Source organism: Candidatus Nanosynbacter sp. TM7-076 (genome assembly GCF_022828325.1).
Lineage (GTDB): Bacteria > Patescibacteriota > Saccharimonadia > Saccharimonadales > Saccharimonadaceae > Nanosynbacter.
In genome coordinates, this window is sequence record NZ_JAJQJS010000003.1 from 48,658 (window position 1) to 67,607 (window position 18,950).

At 45.9% G+C, this 18,950-nt stretch carries 14 protein-coding genes; 4 read left to right on the forward strand and 10 right to left on the reverse strand.

The window, feature by feature from the left end:
• Window positions 1-55 precede the first annotated feature (55 nt).
• The 3 genes from LRM47_RS02955 to tgt all read right to left on the reverse strand — a co-directional run bounded on the left by LRM47_RS02955 (window position 56) and on the right by tgt (window position 3,641).
• The gene (locus tag LRM47_RS02955; RefSeq protein ID WP_243822728.1) at window positions 56-997 is read right to left on the reverse strand and encodes an L-lactate dehydrogenase; all 942 of its coding nucleotides are present in this window, start codon (window positions 995-997) and stop codon (window positions 56-58) included.
• Between the two features lie 138 nt (window positions 998-1,135).
• Entirely contained in the window at window positions 1,136-2,320 is a 1,185-nt protein-coding gene (tuf, locus tag LRM47_RS02960; RefSeq protein WP_129637477.1) for an elongation factor Tu, read from the reverse strand.
• A gap of 115 nt (window positions 2,321-2,435) precedes the next feature.
• The gene (gene tgt / locus LRM47_RS02965) at window positions 2,436-3,641 is read right to left on the reverse strand and encodes a tRNA guanosine(34) transglycosylase Tgt (protein WP_243822729.1); all 1,206 of its coding nucleotides are present in this window, start codon (window positions 3,639-3,641) and stop codon (window positions 2,436-2,438) included.
• Between the two features lie 39 nt (window positions 3,642-3,680).
• Between tgt and LRM47_RS02970 the strand changes: the two genes are divergently transcribed.
• The 4 genes from LRM47_RS02970 (at window position 3,681) to LRM47_RS02985 (ending at window position 8,109) form a co-directional block, all read left to right on the forward strand.
• Window positions 3,681-5,648 carry an alpha-amylase family glycosyl hydrolase gene (locus LRM47_RS02970; RefSeq protein ID WP_243822730.1) on the forward strand — a complete coding sequence of 656 codons (1,968 nt, stop codon included), beginning with the start codon at window positions 3,681-3,683 and terminating at the stop codon, window positions 5,646-5,648.
• A 101-nt stretch (window positions 5,649-5,749) separates the two neighbouring features.
• A complete protein-coding gene (locus tag LRM47_RS02975) occupies window positions 5,750-6,139 on the forward strand; it encodes a hypothetical protein (RefSeq protein ID WP_243822731.1) in 390 nt (129 codons plus the stop codon).
• Between the two features lie 105 nt (window positions 6,140-6,244).
• The gene (locus tag LRM47_RS02980) at window positions 6,245-7,636 is read left to right on the forward strand and encodes a threonine/serine exporter family protein (protein ID WP_243822732.1); all 1,392 of its coding nucleotides are present in this window, start codon (window positions 6,245-6,247) and stop codon (window positions 7,634-7,636) included.
• Window positions 7,633-8,109, forward strand: a complete 477-nt coding sequence (locus tag LRM47_RS02985; protein ID WP_243822733.1) for a hypothetical protein — start codon at window positions 7,633-7,635, stop codon at window positions 8,107-8,109. Before LRM47_RS02980 ends, LRM47_RS02985 begins: the two co-directional genes overlap by 4 nt.
• A 63-nt stretch (window positions 8,110-8,172) precedes the next feature.
• Here the strand turns inward: LRM47_RS02985 and fusA are convergent, their stop codons facing one another.
• The 7 genes from fusA to rpoC all read right to left on the reverse strand — a co-directional run bounded on the left by fusA (window position 8,173) and on the right by rpoC (window position 18,949).
• Entirely contained in the window at window positions 8,173-10,263 is a 2,091-nt protein-coding gene (fusA, locus tag LRM47_RS02990) for an elongation factor G (RefSeq protein WP_129631013.1), read from the reverse strand.
• A gap of 104 nt (window positions 10,264-10,367) precedes the next feature.
• Window positions 10,368-12,845 carry a S1 family peptidase gene (locus tag LRM47_RS02995; RefSeq protein ID WP_243822734.1) on the reverse strand — a complete coding sequence of 826 codons (2,478 nt, stop codon included), beginning with the start codon at window positions 12,843-12,845 and terminating at the stop codon, window positions 10,368-10,370.
• A 12-nt stretch (window positions 12,846-12,857) separates the two neighbouring features.
• Window positions 12,858-13,352, reverse strand: a complete 495-nt coding sequence (locus LRM47_RS03000) for a YajQ family cyclic di-GMP-binding protein (RefSeq protein ID WP_129744082.1) — start codon at window positions 13,350-13,352, stop codon at window positions 12,858-12,860.
• Window positions 13,353-13,432: 80 nt separating this feature from the next.
• A complete protein-coding gene (gene rpsG / locus LRM47_RS03005; RefSeq protein ID WP_243822735.1) occupies window positions 13,433-13,912 on the reverse strand; it encodes a 30S ribosomal protein S7 in 480 nt (159 codons plus the stop codon).
• A 2-nt stretch (window positions 13,913-13,914) separates the two neighbouring features.
• Window positions 13,915-14,328 carry a 30S ribosomal protein S12 gene (rpsL, locus tag LRM47_RS03010; protein ID WP_129631024.1) on the reverse strand — a complete coding sequence of 138 codons (414 nt, stop codon included), beginning with the start codon at window positions 14,326-14,328 and terminating at the stop codon, window positions 13,915-13,917.
• A 272-nt stretch (window positions 14,329-14,600) separates the two neighbouring features.
• Window positions 14,601-14,912 carry a nucleoside triphosphate pyrophosphohydrolase gene (locus LRM47_RS03015; RefSeq protein WP_243803666.1) on the reverse strand — a complete coding sequence of 104 codons (312 nt, stop codon included), beginning with the start codon at window positions 14,910-14,912 and terminating at the stop codon, window positions 14,601-14,603.
• Between the two features lie 206 nt (window positions 14,913-15,118).
• A complete protein-coding gene (gene rpoC / locus LRM47_RS03020) occupies window positions 15,119-18,949 on the reverse strand; it encodes a DNA-directed RNA polymerase subunit beta' (protein WP_243822736.1) in 3,831 nt (1,276 codons plus the stop codon).
• Window position 18,950 lies beyond the last annotated feature (1 nt).

Sequence of the window (18,950 nt, forward strand, 5' to 3'; positions counted from 1 at the left end):
CTATTTATAGTCAATCGAGTTCTCGAGATAAATTATTATTAACTATGCGATTATATCAGCAATTTTCTGCTTTATCAAGATGAGAAATCATTTCTGCAATAATTCCAGCGGATTTATTCAGCGATTCTTTTTCTCGCTCGGTAAGTGGATAGCCCGCCAAAATCTTCACGCCGTCGCTACTGATTGTTGATGGCAATCCAAGCACAACATTATTCAAGCCATATTCGCCTTCAGCCAAAGAGCAGACGGGATAAACCGTGTGCGTCGATTTTCGGAGCGCCGAAACAATCTTAGACACAACAAACCCAATCGCAAAATACGTCGATTTCTTCGTTTCAATCACTCGATAAGCTCGGTCGCGAACCTTCTGCTCAATTCCGTCAATCATCTCCTCTGTAAATCCAGGATATTCCTTGATTGGCACTTCACCAATTTGTGCCGTTTCAATTGTCGAAAATGACGAATCGCCGTGCTCGCCCAAAATATAAGCATCAACCGCTTTACTGTCGACATTGAACGCGTCCGCCAAATACGACTTCATTCGTGAAGTATCAAGCGTCGTGCCCGTCCCAAACACGCGATTTTTCGGCAATCCAGACTCCTTAAGCGCCACGTAAGTCAGAACATCAACCGGATTACTGACAATCACCAAATACGGCTTCGCGCCATTCGCCATAATATTTTTCACAATATCACGCATAATTTTTGCATTAACGTCAATCAGCTCCAACCGAGTCTGGCCAGGAAGTTGCGGCGCACCCGCGGTAATCACAACGATATCGTCGTCATTGATATCAGAATAATTTCCCGTATGAACCACGACATTTCTGTCAATTCCCATCGCGTCATTAATGTCAGCCGCTTGACCCCAAGCCAAATCCTCATTACGGTCAATCAACACAATCTCTTCAATAACACTACGCAACGCACACGCATAAGCCGCCGTCGCACCAACCATTCCGCCTCCGCCAACAATAACCAATTTCTGTTTATTCACCAAAATCTCCTTTTTCTGTTTTATATTAGATGTCTTTATTCTGCCATAAACATTACCGCTTTGTCAATTAATCCTTCTTATAGCAATCAAAAATCCCCCGAAAGTTCGGGGGATTTAATTAGGCTTGTGTTATCAAGATTATTTGTTAATCTTTGTAACAACACCAGCACCAACTGTACGGCCACCTTCGCGGATAGCAAAGTTCAAACCTTGCTCCATAGCGATTGGTGCAAGCAACTTAACCTTGAAGGTTACGGTGTCGCCTGGCATAACCATTTCTTTGTCAGCTGGCAATTCAACTTCACCAGTAACGTCAGTTGTGCGGAAGTAGAACTGTGGCTTGTAGCCCTTTGAGAATGGAGTGTGGCGACCGCCTTCTTCCTTCTTCAAGATGTAAACTTCAGCTTCAAACTCAGTGTGTGGAGTAATTGTGCCTGGCTTTGCCAAAACTTGACCGCGCTCAATGTCGCTGCGCTCAATACCGCGTAGCAAGACACCTGCGTTGTCACCTGCTTGACCTTGGTCAAGAGATTTCTTGAAGGCTTCAATACCAGTTACAACTGACTTCTGAGTTGGTTTCAAACCAACAATTTCAACTTCGTCGTTCAATTTAACAACACCCTGCTCGATACGACCAGTTGCTACTGTACCACGACCCTTAATTGAGAAGACGTCCTCAATTGGCATAATGAACGGTTTGTCCATGTCACGTGCTGGCTCTGGAATGTAGCTGTCCATTGCGTCAACCAATTCCATAATAGCGTCTTCGTATTTCTCTTCACCTTCAAGAGCCTTAAGAGCAGAACCCTTGATTATTGGAGCGTCTTTGTCGAAGCCGTTCTTTTCAAGAAGTTCGCGAACTTCTTCTTCGATCAGCTCAACCATTTCTTCGTCAGCCATGTCCATCTTGTTCAAGAAGACAACGATCTTTGGCACACCAACCTGCTTTGCAAGCAAAACGTGCTCACGAGTCTGAGGCATTGGGCCGTCAGTTGCAGCGATAACCAATACCGCACCGTCAACCTGAGCAGCACCGGTGATCATGTTCTTGACGTAGTCAGCGTGTCCTGGCATGTCAACGTGTGCATAGTGACGATTCTTTGATTCATACTCTTGGTGTGAAGACGCGATAGTAATACCACGTTGCTTCTCTTCTGGTGCGTTGTCGATCTGGTCGTACGCAACAGGTTTGTTAACTGCGCTTGGTAGGCGCTTTGCCAACACTGCAGTAATCGCAGCAGTCAGCGTAGTCTTACCGTGGTCAACGTGGCCCATTGTACCAACGTTAACGTGCGGTTTGCTTCGGTCAAATGCATCTGCCATTTGTAGAAGTTCTCCTTAATTTAATTATTATTTTTCACGCGGGTACAGTCCATAAAAAAGACCTCACGGCGTATGAGTTTAATTATAACGATTTTCCAATCAGTTGTAAATAGCCTTATTTCTTACTATAATACTTCGCCAAGAACGAATCGCGAAACTCGTAAAAAGTTCCATCCTCCAAGCTGGCTCGAATATCGTCAACCAACTTAACGATAAATCGCTCGTTATGAATTGACAACAACGTTCCAGCCAACGACTCGCGAGCGTGCAAAAGATGACAGAGATAAGCCGCCGTGTAATTCTTGCAAGTATAGCAATCGCAATCGTCCATAATCGGCGCAAACATCTCGCGGTATTTCTGGCCGCGCACATTGACCCGACCAAACGGCGTATACGCGGCGCCATTCCTGGCTACACGCGTCGGACTCACGCAGTCAAAGGTATCAATTCCCTGCTCAATTGCCGCAAAAATATCATCAGGTTCGGAAATTCCCAGTAAATGACGCGGTTTATTTTCAGGCAGAATTTGATTGACCCACTGAATCGTTTGCGCCATAGTTTCCTTTTCCAGCGCGCCGCCGATTCCATAGCCATCAAAATCCATCGCGCCCAAAAACTCGGCAGTTTGCTTTCGCAAATCCTCATAATTCGCGCCTTGCAAAACGCCAAACAAAGCTTGATATGGCTTATCTAGACGAGCCGCCCTTAAGCGCTTAACTTCCGCCAAGCTTCGCTCCGCCCAAGCATGCGTCCTGGCCAGCGCCTCAACTTGATATTCGTACGGATCAATCAAAGAGGTCAATTCGTCAAACGCAAAAGTGATATCAGCACCGATTCCAGCCTGAATTTGCATGGACAATTCTGGCGTGAATTTATGATAAGAGCCGTCCAGATGCGACTTGAACATCACGCCGTTTTCGTCCACCCAAGCATGACGCGACGATTTTTTAGCAATCGCAATTTCTTCATCGACATCAGTGCTCATTGCCAAAACCTTCTTAAAGCCAGAACCCAAACTCAAAACCTGAAAACCACCACTATCCGTAAAAGTCGGACCATCCCAGTGCATAAATTTGCCAAGATATCCAGCCTTTTCAATCAACTCATGCCCCGGCTGCAGATATAAATGATAAGCATTCGCCAGCACCGCCTGCGCGCCAACATCCTTCACCATCTCAGGAATCATCGCCTTAACATTAGCCTTAGTTCCGACCACAATAAACGCCGGCGTTTTGATATCACCGTGTGGCGTGTGAATAATCCCCGTTCGCGCCAACGTGTCGTTAAATCGTGAAGTTATTTCAAAAGAAAAAGGTCTCATTTGATAGATTATATCAGTTTTTTTCGCTACACTAGAAACATGAGCAGTAAAACCCTCGTTGATTTGGACCAGTGGCTAGCGCCGCACAAATCCACAATTCAGGCGCGTGAGAAGTATATTTCTTCGAAGCTGAAAAAGGTTTTAAGCGGCAAGACGCCAGCCGAATTCGCGATGGGTTTTTTACATTTCGGACTTCATAAAACGGATACGGGCTGGGCGTTTAGAGAATGGGTGCCGAACGCTACTCGAATATTCTTAGTTGGCGATTTTTCAGATTGGAAAGAGCGCGAGGAATTCGCCTTAAATCGCGATAAAAATGGCGAATGGAGCATAAATCTTCCTGAAAATTCGCTTCGTCACGGACAAAAATACAAATTGCGCGTCTATTGGTCTGGCGGCGATGGCTGGCGACTGTCTTCATACGCAAATTACGTCGTTCAGGACGAAAATTCTGTCGATTTTTCCGCGGTCGTGTGGTCGCCAAAAACTCCTTACAATTGGCAATATAAAACCCCGCCCAAGCCAAAAGTTCCACTAATTTACGAAGCGCACGTTGGCATGAGTAGTCAGAAAGAAAAAGTAGCCAGCTTCAGCGAATTCACCGCGGAGGTTTTGCCGCGAATCAAAGAATCCGGCTATAACACCATTCAACTTATGGCAATCGCCGAGCACCCATATTACGGCAGCTTCGGATATCACGTCAGTAACTTTTTCGCGGTTTCGTCAAGATTTGGCACGCCCGACGATTTTAAGAAATTGGTTGACACGGCGCACGGAATGGGACTGCGCGTCATCATTGACCTCGTCCACGCTCACGCCGCCAAAAACGAAGTCGAAGGTCTGGGCAATTTTGCTGGCGATCCGACACAATATTTCAAGCCAACAAATCATCCAGAATGGGATTCGCGATTATTCGATTACGGCAAGCCAGAAGTTTTGCATTTTTTGGCAAGCAATTGTCGCTGGTGGTTGGACGAATATCACATTGACGGATTTAGGTTTGATGGCGTAACTAGTATGCTTTACCACGACCACGGACTCGGAAAAAGTTTCACTAGCTATGACGATTATTTCCGCGACAACGTCGACAAAGACGCACTCGCTTATTTAAGATTGGCAAATGAAACCATTCACGCCGTTCGCCCCGACGCCACGACAATTGCAGAGGAAATGAGTGGTTTTCCTGGACTTGGCGCATCGACAAAGGATGGCGGGCTGGGCTTTGATTATCGCTTGCAAATGGGTGCGCCAGATTTATGGATAAAAACCCTGAAAGAGAAAAATGATGAAGATTGGGATTTGGGGCAATTAGCTTACACTTTGAGTTCGCATCGGCCAGAAGAAAAAGTCATCAATTACGCCGAAAGTCACGATCAAGCGCTCGTCGGTGATAAAACGCTGATTTTCCGATTGATTGATAAAAATATGTATTGGCATATGGATAAAATTGACCCAGACTTAACGGTTGAACGTGGCGTGGCGCTACATAAACTGATTCGTCTGATGACCGCGGGACTTCACGGCGGCGGTTATTTGAATTTTATGGGCAATGAATTCGGACATCCGGAATGGATTGATTTTCCGCGTGAAGGTAATAATTGGTCGTTTAAGCACGCTCGTCGACAATGGAATTTACGCGACAACGGCTTCTTAAAATATCAATGGTTGGGCGATTTTGACGCGGCGCTAATGAAGATTATTCGACAAATTGACAATTCTGACATCCAGCAGCTGACGGTTCGCCAATCTGATCATATGGTCAGTTTTATGCATAGCGACTTTTTATTTGTTATCAATTTTTCACCCGACAAATCTCACTCAGATTACGTAGTACCCGCAGAAGCCGGCTCTTATAAATTGGCGTTAAGTAGCGACGACAAGAACTTCGGCGGGCAGGAGCGAATAGACCATAATTCCCGATTTTTTACTTCCCCAGCTCACAATAATCACAACCTTAAAGTTTACTTGCCAGCCAGAACGGGCATTATTTTACAGAAAGTTGATTAACCTCCTCCTGATGTTGACTTTTTTACGCAAGTGTGGCATAAATTAATATAGACTTTTGTTGATAATCCCGTCAACAAAGGTAGTTCTTAGTGAAAGGGTCAATGATGAAACTCAAGCTGATTGCAGTAATACTAGCATTGGTAGGTCTCGTAAGTCTCCTCTTAGGAGGCACCTACCTTTCCGTAGCGATCGCCGTCATCTGCGTGGGGGTGGCAAGTCCCATATCGATCGACCTCACATTGAGGTGGATCGATAAAGATGCGTCGAGAGTTGATAGATGCCTCTGTATCATGATCTGGAGTGTCTTCCCACTCATTATGGGAATCTCTACACTCCAAGACGTCAATATTCTTGATGTCCCTCTTGGGGCTACTATTGACTCATCGCAGGTAGGAGACGTAGGATACTACATCTCCTTCATGAGCACCCTCTCCATCATTCTGGCGACAATCGCGCCGTGGTCGCCGCCCAAGCATGATGACGAGGACTAACCGCCCGTCAAGAAATGAAGTAGTTCGCCTTGAGACTTTTAGTCTCGGCTGGAGCTCTCTTGGCGGGCTATTTCTATTGGCATAAAATTTGTTACACTAGATATTGTGAAGAAAAAAGTACCAAAATTCATTGAGCAATCATTAGCCCGAGTCGCTAATCTTTATAGCTTTGAGCCGGTTCACGTGTTGGAGAAAATCGACGAAAGCTTGACGCCGAATATGCGAGCTTTGCGCCTGGCTATGACGATTGCCGAGCAGCTTCTGAGCATGGGCGTGGTGGCGCGCGATGTGGTTCGTATGGCGCAAGGAATTACGCGGACATATTGCCGCAGACCCGTTCACGTGGACGTGAGCTACACTTTGGTGACAATTTCTCAAGACCGCGGAGTTAGCCATGAGCCTTTGACAATGGCGCGAGTTATCGTTCCTGACGACCCTAATTATCAATTGATTCAAGCATTGCAATTATTAGCCCTCGACATTCGTCGCAAGCAACTTTCTCTGGAAGAAGCCGAAGAACGATTGCAACAAATACTCAAAAAACCCACCGAACATTCCCGACTAGTCGTTTACGCGGCGGGCGGATTAGTGAGCGCGGGTTCCGTCATTCTATACGGCGGCAGTTTACTCATGGCATCAATCGCGTTTCTGCTCGGATTCCTGGCAACTGGATTACTGAGGTGGCTGGGGCGTATTGGCGCGCCGTTGTTTTATTCGCAAGCCCTCGTGGCGATTTTCGTAACATTGGTGGCGGCGGGCGCAGCTTGGTGTAGCAATTATATGGGGCTAAGCGTCAATGCAACATTGTTGGTTATCAGCGGCATCGTTTTATTAGTCGCGGGACTAATGTTTGTCGGTGCATTCCAGGACGCAATCGACGAATATTACATGACCGCCAACGCCAGATTATTAAAAGTCGTAATGGCGACGGGCGGCGTAATTGCTGGCGTGATGGTCGGATTATACATTGCGACAAAATTTGGCGTAACATTCCCAGCAACACCAGATCGATTGACATTAGCAGACAAGCACACTCAGTATTTGGGGGCTGGAATTATCGCAGCGGCGTTCGTTCTGAGGAATCATTCTCGATTTTTAGGGATGATCATTTCTGGATTGATCGCAATTTTCGGCTGGTGGATTTCACGATTAGCCATGAGTTTTGGCTTTGATATCGTAACAGCAAGCGGCATCGCGGCGGCGGTAATTGGGCTGGTCGCAGTTATGACTTCCAGATTATGGAAATTCCCTTCCCTGGCGATTATTGCGGCGGGAATCGTACCGTTGGTTCCTGGATTATCACTTTACAACGGATTAATGGGCGTCGTCCTATATCCACCAAACAGCGCAAACTTTCTGCCAGCCCTGGCCATCTTAGCGCGAGCAATCCTCATCGGCGTAGCGGTAGCAATTGGCGCATCATTCGGCAACATCGTCGGTCGCCCAATTCGCCGACAATTCATCAATTTATTCCGTCGCAACACGCAAGCATCATGAAAAATAACCCAAAATTCATTGGACTGTCAGACTCGCGATTATTCCATATGCGCGGAGTGGCATACAAATCTTACAATCTGGCTCGCGAGGTCTTCAATATGAAAGAAGACGTGGCGCGCAGCTTATTTGTGATGGGATTAACACATGACTTTGCCTACGCTTTTGTTGAAAATCAGACGGATCACGAACATGAAGGCGGCAGGATATTAGAACTATCTGGCTTCAATTGGGCTGAGGCTGTGTTTGATCACGGAGATCCTGACGTAGACGATTGGACGGATGAATTGCTTATCTTAAACTTGGCAGACATGACAACTAGCCCAGACGGCAAGCCGATAACCACAAACCAACGATTGGAAGATATTGAAAATAGATATGGCACAGATAGTGTTCAGGCGACAAAAGCGCGCAAATTGACCAAACGAATCAAAGAAGAACTTGCCAAACGAAACCTAACAATCCCAAACTTATAAACCCGAAATTTAGCCAAACAAAAATCCCCGGATTCGCTCCGGGGATTTTTTATGAGGTAGAGATTATTTATTTCGCTTTTCGATAATCTCTTGTGCAACGTTTGGTGGAACTTCCTCGTATTGAGCCAATTCCATCGTTGAAGCAGCGCGACCTTGAGACATTGAGCGAATGTCCGATGTGTAGCCGAACATATTTGCTAATGGCACAAATGCCTTAATCAACTTAGCGCCACCCATCAAGTCTTCCATAGCGTCGATACGTCCGCGACGTGAGTTAAGGTCACCGATGATGTCACCCATGAAGTCTTCTGGTGTAGTAACTTCAACCTTCATAACTGGCTCGAGCAAGATTGGGTTAGCTTGCTTAATACCTTCACGAGCAGCTATCGAACCTGCCAATGAGAACGCCAATTCTGAGGAGTCGACATCGTGGTATGAACCATCGTAAAGTGTAGCCTTAACGTCAACAACTGGATAGCCAGCAATAACACCGCCTTCCAATGTTTCGCGAATACCCTTCATTACGGCTGGGCGATATTCCTGAGGAACCACACCACCCTTAATTTCATCAACGAATTCAAAGCCCTTACCAGTCTCATTCGGCTCAAAGCGAACCCAAACGTCACCATATTGACCGCGACCACCAGACTGCTTAGCGTGCTTACCTTGAACTTCAGAGCGACCCTTGATGCTTTCGCGGAAGGCAACCTGAGGTTCACCGATGTTGGCTTCAACCTTAAATTCGCGCTTCATACGATCGATAAGAATGTCTAGGTGTAACTCACCCATTCCTGACATAATTGTCTGACCTGTTTCTTCGTCTGTGTGAATTCGGAAAGTTGGGTCTTCTTCAGCCAAGCGCTGCAATGCCAACGCCATTTTTTCCTGGTCAGCCTTTGATTTTGGCTCAACCGCAATCGATACTGGTGGCTCTGGGAATTCAATTGACTCAAGAGCAATTGGATGAGCTACGTCAGACAACGTGTTACCAGTTGCAGTGGACTTCAGACCAACCACAGCGGCGATGTCGCCAGCTTCAACCTTGCTAATTTCTTCACGCTTGTCAGCAAACATACGAACAATTCGTCCGATTCGCTCTTTCTCGCCAGTCGTCGTGTTAAGCACGTAGCTTCCTGAGTTCAAAACGCCAGAATAGACACGAACGAAGATCAATTTACCAACAAATGGGTCGGCAGCAATCTTAAACGCCAAAGCAGACAAAGGCTCCTTATCTGATGGCTTGCGACTAACTTCATCACCAGTCTTTGGATTCTTACCCCAAATTTCATCAACGTCTAGCGGGCTTGGCAAGAAGTCAACCATCAAGTCAAGCAACTTCTCAACGATCACACCGCGACCGTCACCACCAGTAACTAGGTAAAAGTCACCAGCCAAAACGCGCTTACGTAGAGCCATTTTTAGCTCGTCAACGGTAATAGCTTCTTCGCCCTGCTCCAAGAACTTCATAGTAAGTTCGTCATCAGCCTCAACAGCGTTTTCGACCAACAGAGAACGTGCGTTCTTAGCTTTTTCAAGCATATCAGCTGGAATTTCACCAACTTTAAGCTCGTGATCTGTGTAGTCGTCGTAGGTGTAAGCCTTCATGTCAATCAAGTCGACAACACCGTGGATGGTCTTTTCAAAACCAATTGGCAAGTGAACCGGGAAAGCCTGCTTACTCAAGCGGTTGTGAATTGACTCTAGAGATTTGTAGAAGTCACCACCGGTCTGGTTGATCTTGTTAACGAAACAAATACGTGGCACGCCATACTTATTGGCCTGACGCCAAACAGTTTCAGACTGAGCTTCAACACCCATCTTACCGTCAAAGACCGTAACTGCACCGTCAAGCACGCGCAAACTACGCTCAACCTCAGCGGTAAAGTCAATGTGCCCTGGGGTGTCGATAATGTTAATCTTGTGATCTTTCCAGAAACAAGTCACAGCAGCTGACGTAATAGTAATACCACGCTCTTTCTCCTGTGCCATCCAGTCGGTGGTAGCACCGTCACCTTCACCACGAACCACACCGATCTTATGTGTCAAGCCAGTGCGGTACAAAATACCCTCAGTTGTCGTCGTTTTACCGGCGTCAATATGGGCAATAATACCAATATTTCTAAAATTCTTTAGCGGAACATGCGTCTCTGCCATAAATTTTCCTTTATATTACGTTAATTTGCCGAGATTTTTGGTCAATTTTTTGGCACCAAAAAACTACTCTTGCGTTTTATTATATCAGTTATCTATGTTTTTGACTAGCTCTGAGCCGGAGGATTTTTAGACTCGTTGTCGTTCTGAGCTGGCGCCGCAGGCGGATAGTTAGCCGGAGGCTGTTGCATAGGCGGCTGCGCGTACGTTGGTGGATATTGACCAGGTTGCTGTTGATAGTAATTTTGTTGCGGATATTGTTGTTGCGGCGGAATTGGCTGCTGATAAGGTTGCTGCGGATACTGAGACTGCTGCGGGAATTGTCCAGCGACAGGATATGGATAGGCATTCATCTTACGTCGATTACTGACAGAAACGGCGATTGCGATAATTGACACTGTTAAGAATAATGCCCCCGTTGAAAGAATCACCACAACCACGATTATAACTGTAGTGTTATTTTCTGATTCGCTCGCACTGGCTTCTGCGCTAGACGCCTCGCTTTCCGTAGAATCATCCGGAGTATTGGATGAAACTTCGATCATCTTTGCTACTAAATAATTGTCGGGGTATTTTTTATCCAATTGTTCAAATTTAGCTTTTGCCTGAGAATATTTACCTTGAGAAAAACTCTCCAAGCCATCTTTCCAGAGCTTAGTCAATTCGCCGTTTGCCGATAACACAACATTATTTTTCTTCGCCATAGTCTTCAGATCGGCGATATCACGGAATATTCCCTCTCCAAAGCAAGAATTGTTATGTTCTCTCCTGTTCGCGCAGGACGAGCCGCCGTAAGTATTCAATCCAATCTGCTTGCCATTCTCATCGAATGCCGGACCACCACTGTTACCCGCCGCAATTTGCGCACTCATTGAAAACAGCTTATGGCCACCCGCGTCACTGCCCGAACCAGAAACATCACCTTGAGTAACAGTTGGGACGGTCTTGCTCTTCTTTGTATTTACGCCATCGTCGACAATCGCTGGATAACCAATCGCCGTCACCCGATCGCCTCTAGAAATCTTAGAGCTATCACCTAGCTCTACCGCTGGAAATCGCCCTTCAACCTTCAGAATCGCCACATCACTTTTATCGCTATTCAGATCCATCCCGCGGCCCTTCAAATCAACTTCCGCGTCAATTTTCTTAGCTGGAATGTTAGTCTTCGTCTTTTTCCACTTAAGATTGCCCGAACCGTCATCTTCGCGCGCAATAGGTTCGCTTGAGGTCTGGATAACGTAATCGTATCGATCGTTTTGCGAGCGTATATTATCGGCAGGAACCTGATTGATAAGACCGAGAATTGCCGCTTGCGCACTCTGGTCGCCGCCATTAGCCTTATTTGCCAAATCCCGAAGCGTCTCTCGAGTCACGTAGCCCGCATCTACCACAAACTGTATATATTTGTTCATGTTCTCTTGAGTATTAATGCCCATGATCATGCTTTGGTTCGAGACCTCAGTCACATGCCCATTTGTAGCAATGTAGCCATCGTCAGAAACAATCGATCCACTACCAATTCCACCCGTGCACAAGCCATTCAGCTGCATACTCGCACCATTCTGCGCCGTATAAATCATATCAGCACAACGATATGTTCCCACGCGGACCGTAGCAATTTGATTCCTTGCCACCACTTTAATAACAGAATCTTCGTCTAGTTCATCCAAAGTATTTGTAGTGTCTTTATCTTCTGAGAAATTTTCCGCCTTAGTTTCGGTCTTAGCTATCGTAGCGGAAGCCACTTGCGTCTCACTATTGCCATCAGCCCTAACCAAGTAGCTACTGTCTGGATTCTGGAAAGTAACCTTAGGAACCAGCGCCTCCAGCTGGTCAATATACGGCTGCGTGTACGAATTCTTGCTCAATGCAAAAATCGTCATCCAGTAAGGTCTGCCGTTCTGAATTGTCAAATAAGTTATTTTTTCACCAGTTTTCTGCCACTTGCCGTCAATAGTGCTTCCGTAATCGACGACCATTTTCTTAAACTTCCGTCCAGAAATCGTTGCGTCGCTAGTGTGATATTTTAAGTTAGGATTATCCTTTTTCTGCTTGTTGATATCACCCTGAAGCATTAAGTCCAAATCTGAATATTTCTTCGTGTCTTTATATTCTTCAGGCATCGTTGATCGATCAAAATAAGCTTTTTTGCGCGAAGTTACGATTGAGAAGTCTGGCATAATCTTCCTAAACGAAAACTTCTCTTCTTCCTCCTTCGGCTTTTCTGAACCTTTTCGGAAATGTAATCGCAAAATCGCATAAGCGCGGCTTTCTTTCAATTCATCATCGGTATACGTAGTGGCACTATACTGCTTTTCATTAGAGTCTTTATTTAAGACGTGACCTTCGCCAGTAAAAATGCTCTTGTCATACCGAATCGAATAGCCGTATTTGGAAACGACTTTTTGCAAACTCTTAGCATCTTCTTCGGCAAAAATCTTCTGGATCTTCTTTTTTGCGATTTTACTAACTCCGGAAGAGCGGTTATTATTAACGACAATTAGCCCAACTATAACAGAGACTAAGAAAACTACACCCAGAACGATGGCTGCAATTTTTAATTTCTTCATTGACTTCTGATTCATACTGCTCCAATCCTAACGATAATTTACAAATTGCAAAGGCGTGTCATAATCACTTTCCCGCAATAAACTAATAACCTTTTGCAGCTCATCCTTCGATGCAGAAGTAACACGAACGAGGTCGCCCTGGATTTGCGGCTTAGCTTTCGGCGCATTAGCGCGAATATCAGCGGCAATTTGCTTCGCCGTCGGCTGATCAAGACCTTGCTTGAACGGAATCTCCCAGGTCGTCTTCAAATTCGAAACAACTTTCTCTTTTGATAAATCCAAAACTTTGCTTGATTGACCGCGCCCCGCCAATTTTTTACGAACAATATCTAGAACGGCGTCAACTTGCCAATCGCTGTCGCCCGTAATCTTCAAACCTTTCTTATCATCCAGCCAATCAATTGCCGCGCTCGTCCCCTTAAAATCATAACGCCCTTGAATCTCTTTTTCGGCCTGCATGAAAACATTATTCATCTCAGCCTTGTCAATTTCTGACACAATATCAAACGAAAAACTCGCCATCTTCCCTCCTAATTTTTTCTATTATACCAAAAAAATCGCCCCGTTTAGAGCGATTTTCTGATTTTGCTTTCAGGCAATAATTAGCCGCGAGCAAAGTGCGCAAAGGCGCGGTTAGCTTCAGCCATCTTATGCGTGTCTTCCTTCTTCTTGAAGGCAGCACCAGCTTCATTGTAAGCGTCAACAATTTCCAATGCCAAACGCTGTGAATATGGCATTCCGTTGCGAGCACGGGCCGCTTGAACTAGCCAACTAAACGCATAGTGCAATTGACGATGTCCCTGAACTGGGAATGGAATCTGGTAGTTAGCACCACCAACGCGGCGAGATTTAACCTCAAAGCTTGGGCTAACGTTCTTCAATGCTTTTTCAAACACTGCCAATGGATCTTCAGAATCCAATTTCTTAGCAGCAGTTTCTAAGGCTGTGTAAACAGCGCGCTCAGCTGCCAACTTTTTACCGTCTAACATTGACTTGTTGATCAAACGCTGAACTAGTACACTTTGGTATCGGCGATCAGGCTTAAGTTCACGCTGCAACTTCTTGGTAACTTTACGAGGCATGATTATTTATCCCCTTTCTTTGTACCGTACTTAGAGCGACCCTTCTTACGGTTGTTGACACCTTGAAGGTCAAGTGCACCACGTACGATGTGATAACGCACACCTGGAAGGTCAGGCACACGACCACCGCGGATCAAGACCACAGCGTGCTCCTGCAAGTTGTGACCTTCACCACCGATGTACGCCCAAACTTCATAGCCGTTGTTCAATTTAACACGAGCAACTTTACGCAAAGCTGAGTTTGGTTTCTTTGGCGTCTTAGTCGTCACACGCACACAAACACCACGCTTAAGAGGTGCATTCTGGTCGTAATAACGTGTTTTTAGGGCGTTATGAATACGACCTAGTGCTGGCGACTTGGACTTTTTCTTAGCCGTTTGGCGCGGTTTGCGCACCAATTGGTTGATTGTTGGCATCCAATTTCTCCTTGGTTGATTTACTAATTATGGCAATTTGCCTTACGGTTTGGATTCAGCAACTCCTCTCCGTGTCTATACCTTTTCCGCCGAGATTGCAGTCTGTACACATTCAAACCACCGCGCACTCCGAAAAGAGGAAACTCTGTGTCTATTCTAGCACAGATTTCGTAAAAGTAAAATCGCCACTTATTTATACAAAAAACAGAGTGCTCATTGTCAGAGATGAATTACTTGCACAGATTAGACATAACTTGTCGCGCATACTTGCCCTAATCCATAACCTCCACTAGGAATATTTTCTTTTCAAAGCCGCCGCGTTTTTCTGCTTTTTCTGCGCGAATTTTTTCCAATTCTTCCGCGGTACAACTATGCAGGCTTGCGAGAGCATAGACTACTTCCATGATATCGGCAAGCTCATCAGTATTTTTATCTTTTTTATATTCCTCAACTTCTTCGACTAGCTTTTTTGTAAGCTCCACGGCGTATTCGTCTGCTGTAAGTATTTTGTGAGTTGGCTTTTGCCCATTGGTCTTAATGATTTCCAAAATTTTATCGCGGACAAGTTTGTTATATACTGGCATAAAACCTCCTTTAATTGTTTATTACGTTGCTTACGGCATTTATGAGCGGCGTATATTCGTCATACGTATTATCATATCTAAACTACAAAAGCCTACGATAGCTCCTAAGCCGCCGATAGATATAAAAAATGAATCACTCTAATATACAATTCTCCCCCTGTTGCAGGAGGGGGAGAATAGTGTATGGTTGACGGAACTAAATGTGACTAGATCTCCGAGAATTCTTCCGCCAATTCTGTAGCCGTATCTTCAGCCACCTCCGTCTCTTCGACAGCGCCAGTTCCTACTGGAATCTTGCGACCGATGATGACGTTTTCCTTCAAACCGTGCAAGTGGTCAGCTCGACCAGATACGGCGGCGTTGATCAACACGCGAGTAGTGTCCTGGAAGGATGCAGCTGATAGCCATGAGTCGCTCCAGATTGACACCTTCGTGATACCGAGTAGCAATTGCGTGTAGCTAATCAAGTTCTTGCCTTCAGCAGCCAATTGCTTATTCGCATTGACCACAGCAGCCTTAGAAACGATGTCACCAGTCACAAATTCGCTATCACCAGCATCTTCGATTTGCACGCGACTAAACATTTGGCGAACAATAATCTCCAAGTGCTTGTCAGCCACGTCCTGACCCTGAGCGGCGTAGATTCGCAGAACTTCGTTGATGATGTAGCGCTGAGTTGCCTCAACACCCTTAAGTCGCATCAAATCGTGCAAGTTCAACGATCCAGTTGTCAATCGATCACCAGCTTCGACAACATCATTTGCCTTAACGACCAACTGCATATTGCCTGGAATTTCGTAGCGAGTTGGTGAAGCAGCCTCTGCCGCGATCACCAAAGTATCCTCAGCCGACTCAATCACACCGTCAAATGGCGCGATCAAAGGTCGAGTGTCGCTCTCGCCAGTTGCCAAGACATCGCCAGCCTTAACGCTTGATCCAGCCTTAACTACAACGGTTCGGCCCTCCAATGGCAATCGCTCAACCTTGCCAGATTCTGGCGTAATTTGAACGATGTACTTCTTGCCATCTTCCCAAACGTCAACCAAACCAGCAACTTCCGTAATGAATGCTTGACCCTTTGGTGTGCGCGCTTCAAACAACTCTTCAACACGAGGCAAACCTTGGGTAATGTCACCACCAGCAACACCAGAGTTGTGGAAGGTACGAAGCGTCAACTGAGTACCTGGCTCACCGACCGACTGAGCGGCGATAACACCGACTGGCTGATGATTGCCAACCAATTTACCAGTCGACATATCAATACCGTAACTTCGTTGTGGAATGCCGTTAAGATTGTTCGTTGACAATACGGACTGAATCTTAACGCTTTCAATACTTTCGTCGTCGTCAATTGAATCTGCGATTTCACGCGTGATCAATTCGTTCTTATTGACGTGACCTGGAATTGTTTCAGCGGCATAACGACCAGCCAAACGGTTTGAGAAGTCAATCATCGTCTCTTCAGTTTCTGATCGGTAAATTGCGTAACCTTCATCGTCACCATCAGTATCTTCAACAGTAAAGACATCTTGTGCAACATCTACCAAACGACGAGTCAAGTAACCCGAGTCGGCAGTCTTAAGAGCTGTGTCAATAAGACCCTTACGTGCACCACGAGTTGCGATAAAGGCTTCAAGGCTAGACAAACCGCCGGTGTAAGAGCTGCGGATTGGAAGCTCAATCTCATGGTTGGTTGCGTCCATCTGAACACCAATCATCGCGCTCGCCAACTTCACGTTGGAAATATCACCACGAGCACCAGAGTTGACCATCATAGAAATACTGGTGTCCATGTGTGCCAATTGGTCTTTCAGGAATGCCGTAATCTTATTGTCGACGTTTCGCCATGCGCTAACCGTCAAGTTGTATCGCTCTTCCTCAGTAATCAAACCTTGGTCGAATTGCTCAGAAATCAAAGCCGCCTTAGCGTCACCTTCAGCCACAAACTGAGGGATTTCCTCGAAATGAACGTAGTCGGTCATGCCAGTTGATACAGCCGCAACCGTAGCAAAGCGGAAAGCTTGACCCTTCATGCGATCTGCAATCTTGGCGGTTTCTTCGGCGCCATACTTGTTAAAGATTTGCGCCAACACCTTCTTAAGCTGCTTTTTAGTCTGGACATTGTTATCATATGGGAAATCTTCAGGCAGAATCTCATTGAAGAAGACGCGACCCAAAGTTGTTTCACGCATTTCACCTTTCGCAAAGATACGAATTGGGGTTTGCAAGTGAATTACGCCATTGTCGTAAGCCATTTCTGCTTCGTAAACAGAGCTGTAAGTTTTAACCTTATCAGTCTGAGCTTGTGGTTTGTCGTAAGTCAAGTAATAGTTACCAAGCACGATGTCCTGCGAAATGTGCAGCACTGGCGCGCCATCGGCAGGCTTCAACAAGTTGGCAGTCGCACTCATCAATTCACGAGCTTCAGCCTGAGCCTCTTTTGATAGCGGCAAGTGAACAGCCATCTGGTCACCGTCGAAGTCGGCGTTAAATCCGGCACAAACTAGCGGATGCAACTGAATAGCTTTTCCTTCAACCAAAACTGGCTGGAAGGCTTGAATTGACAAACGGTGCAAACTTGGTGCGCGGTTAAGCAACACGTATTTGCCTTCAATTGCTGAATCCAGCGCGTCCCAAACTACCGCTTCACCAGCTTCAATTAGGCGTGAAGCCGAGCGAATATTGTGTGCAAATTCATTCTTAATCAACCAGCTAATCACAAATGGCTTAAACAATTCCAGCGCCATTTGCTTTGGCAAACCACATTGGTTAATCTTCAATTTTGGACCAACCACGATAACCGAGCGACCAGAATAGTCAACACGCTTACCAAGAAGGTTCTGACGGAAGCGACCTTGCTTACCTTTTAGCATATCACTCAAGCTCTTCAAGCTGCGGCGACCACCAGTCGAGCTAACCGCACGACCGCGTGATGCTGAATTGTCAATTAAAGCGTCAACAGCTTCCTGAAGCATGCGCTTTTCATTGCGCTGAATAACTTCTGGCGCGTTAAGCTCAATCAACTTCTTCAAGCGATTGTTTCGGTTGATAATTCGGCGATACAAATCGTTCAAGTCAGATGTCGCAAATCGACCACCAGACAACGCCACCATTGGACGAAGATCTGGAGGAATAACTGGCAAAACAGTCAGACATAGACTTGACGGTTTAATGCCAGCAGATTCCATACTCTCCAACATCTTCAAGCGCTTTAGCAATTTCTTCTGTCTTTGACCTTTCGCAGTCTCAGCTTCTTCAGTCAATTCGGCAATGAGCTTTGGCAACTCAATCTTGTCCAAGAGTTCTTTGACCGCACTGGCACCCATGCCAACTTCGATCAATTCGTCATATTCTTCTGGCAAGTTGCGATATTCGCTCTCTGAGATCAAAGCGCCGAAATTCAAGCTTTCCAATTGAGATTTCTTACCAACGTAAGCTTCTTCCAATTCCTCGACTTCACGGCTCTGCTCTTTCGCCAATTGCTTAACATCAGCGCCATCTTCTTCAGCCATTTTTTCGTAACGGATTTTGATAGCCTTACGAGCTAAATCAGTTTCCGCTTCCAAATCTGCCAAATATTGATCGCGAGTTGCTTCGTCAACATTTAAGATAACGTAAGTCGCAAAGTAAACGATTTTCTCAATATTGCGAACCGTCATGCCAAGCAGCTGGCTCATTGCGCTTGGAGTGCCGCGCATAAACCAAATGTGCGCTACAGGCACTGCCAATTGAATGTGTCCCATTCGCTCACGACGAACGATTGATTTAGTAACCAATTCGCCATTCTTATCGACAGCAGCTTCGCGTGAACGTACACCCTTAAGCTTTGAGTCGTGTGGATTGATGTCCTTAACTGGACCAAAGATTCGCTCACAGAACAATCCGTCGCGTTCTGGCTTTTGTGTGCGATAGTTAATTGTTTCTGGCTTCAAAACTTCGCCGTAGCTCCATTTCAGAATGTCTTCTGGGCTAGCTACTGCCAAACGAACCGCGTCAAAATCGCTGATGCCCGTTGCGTTAAATGCAGAATTTGCCATC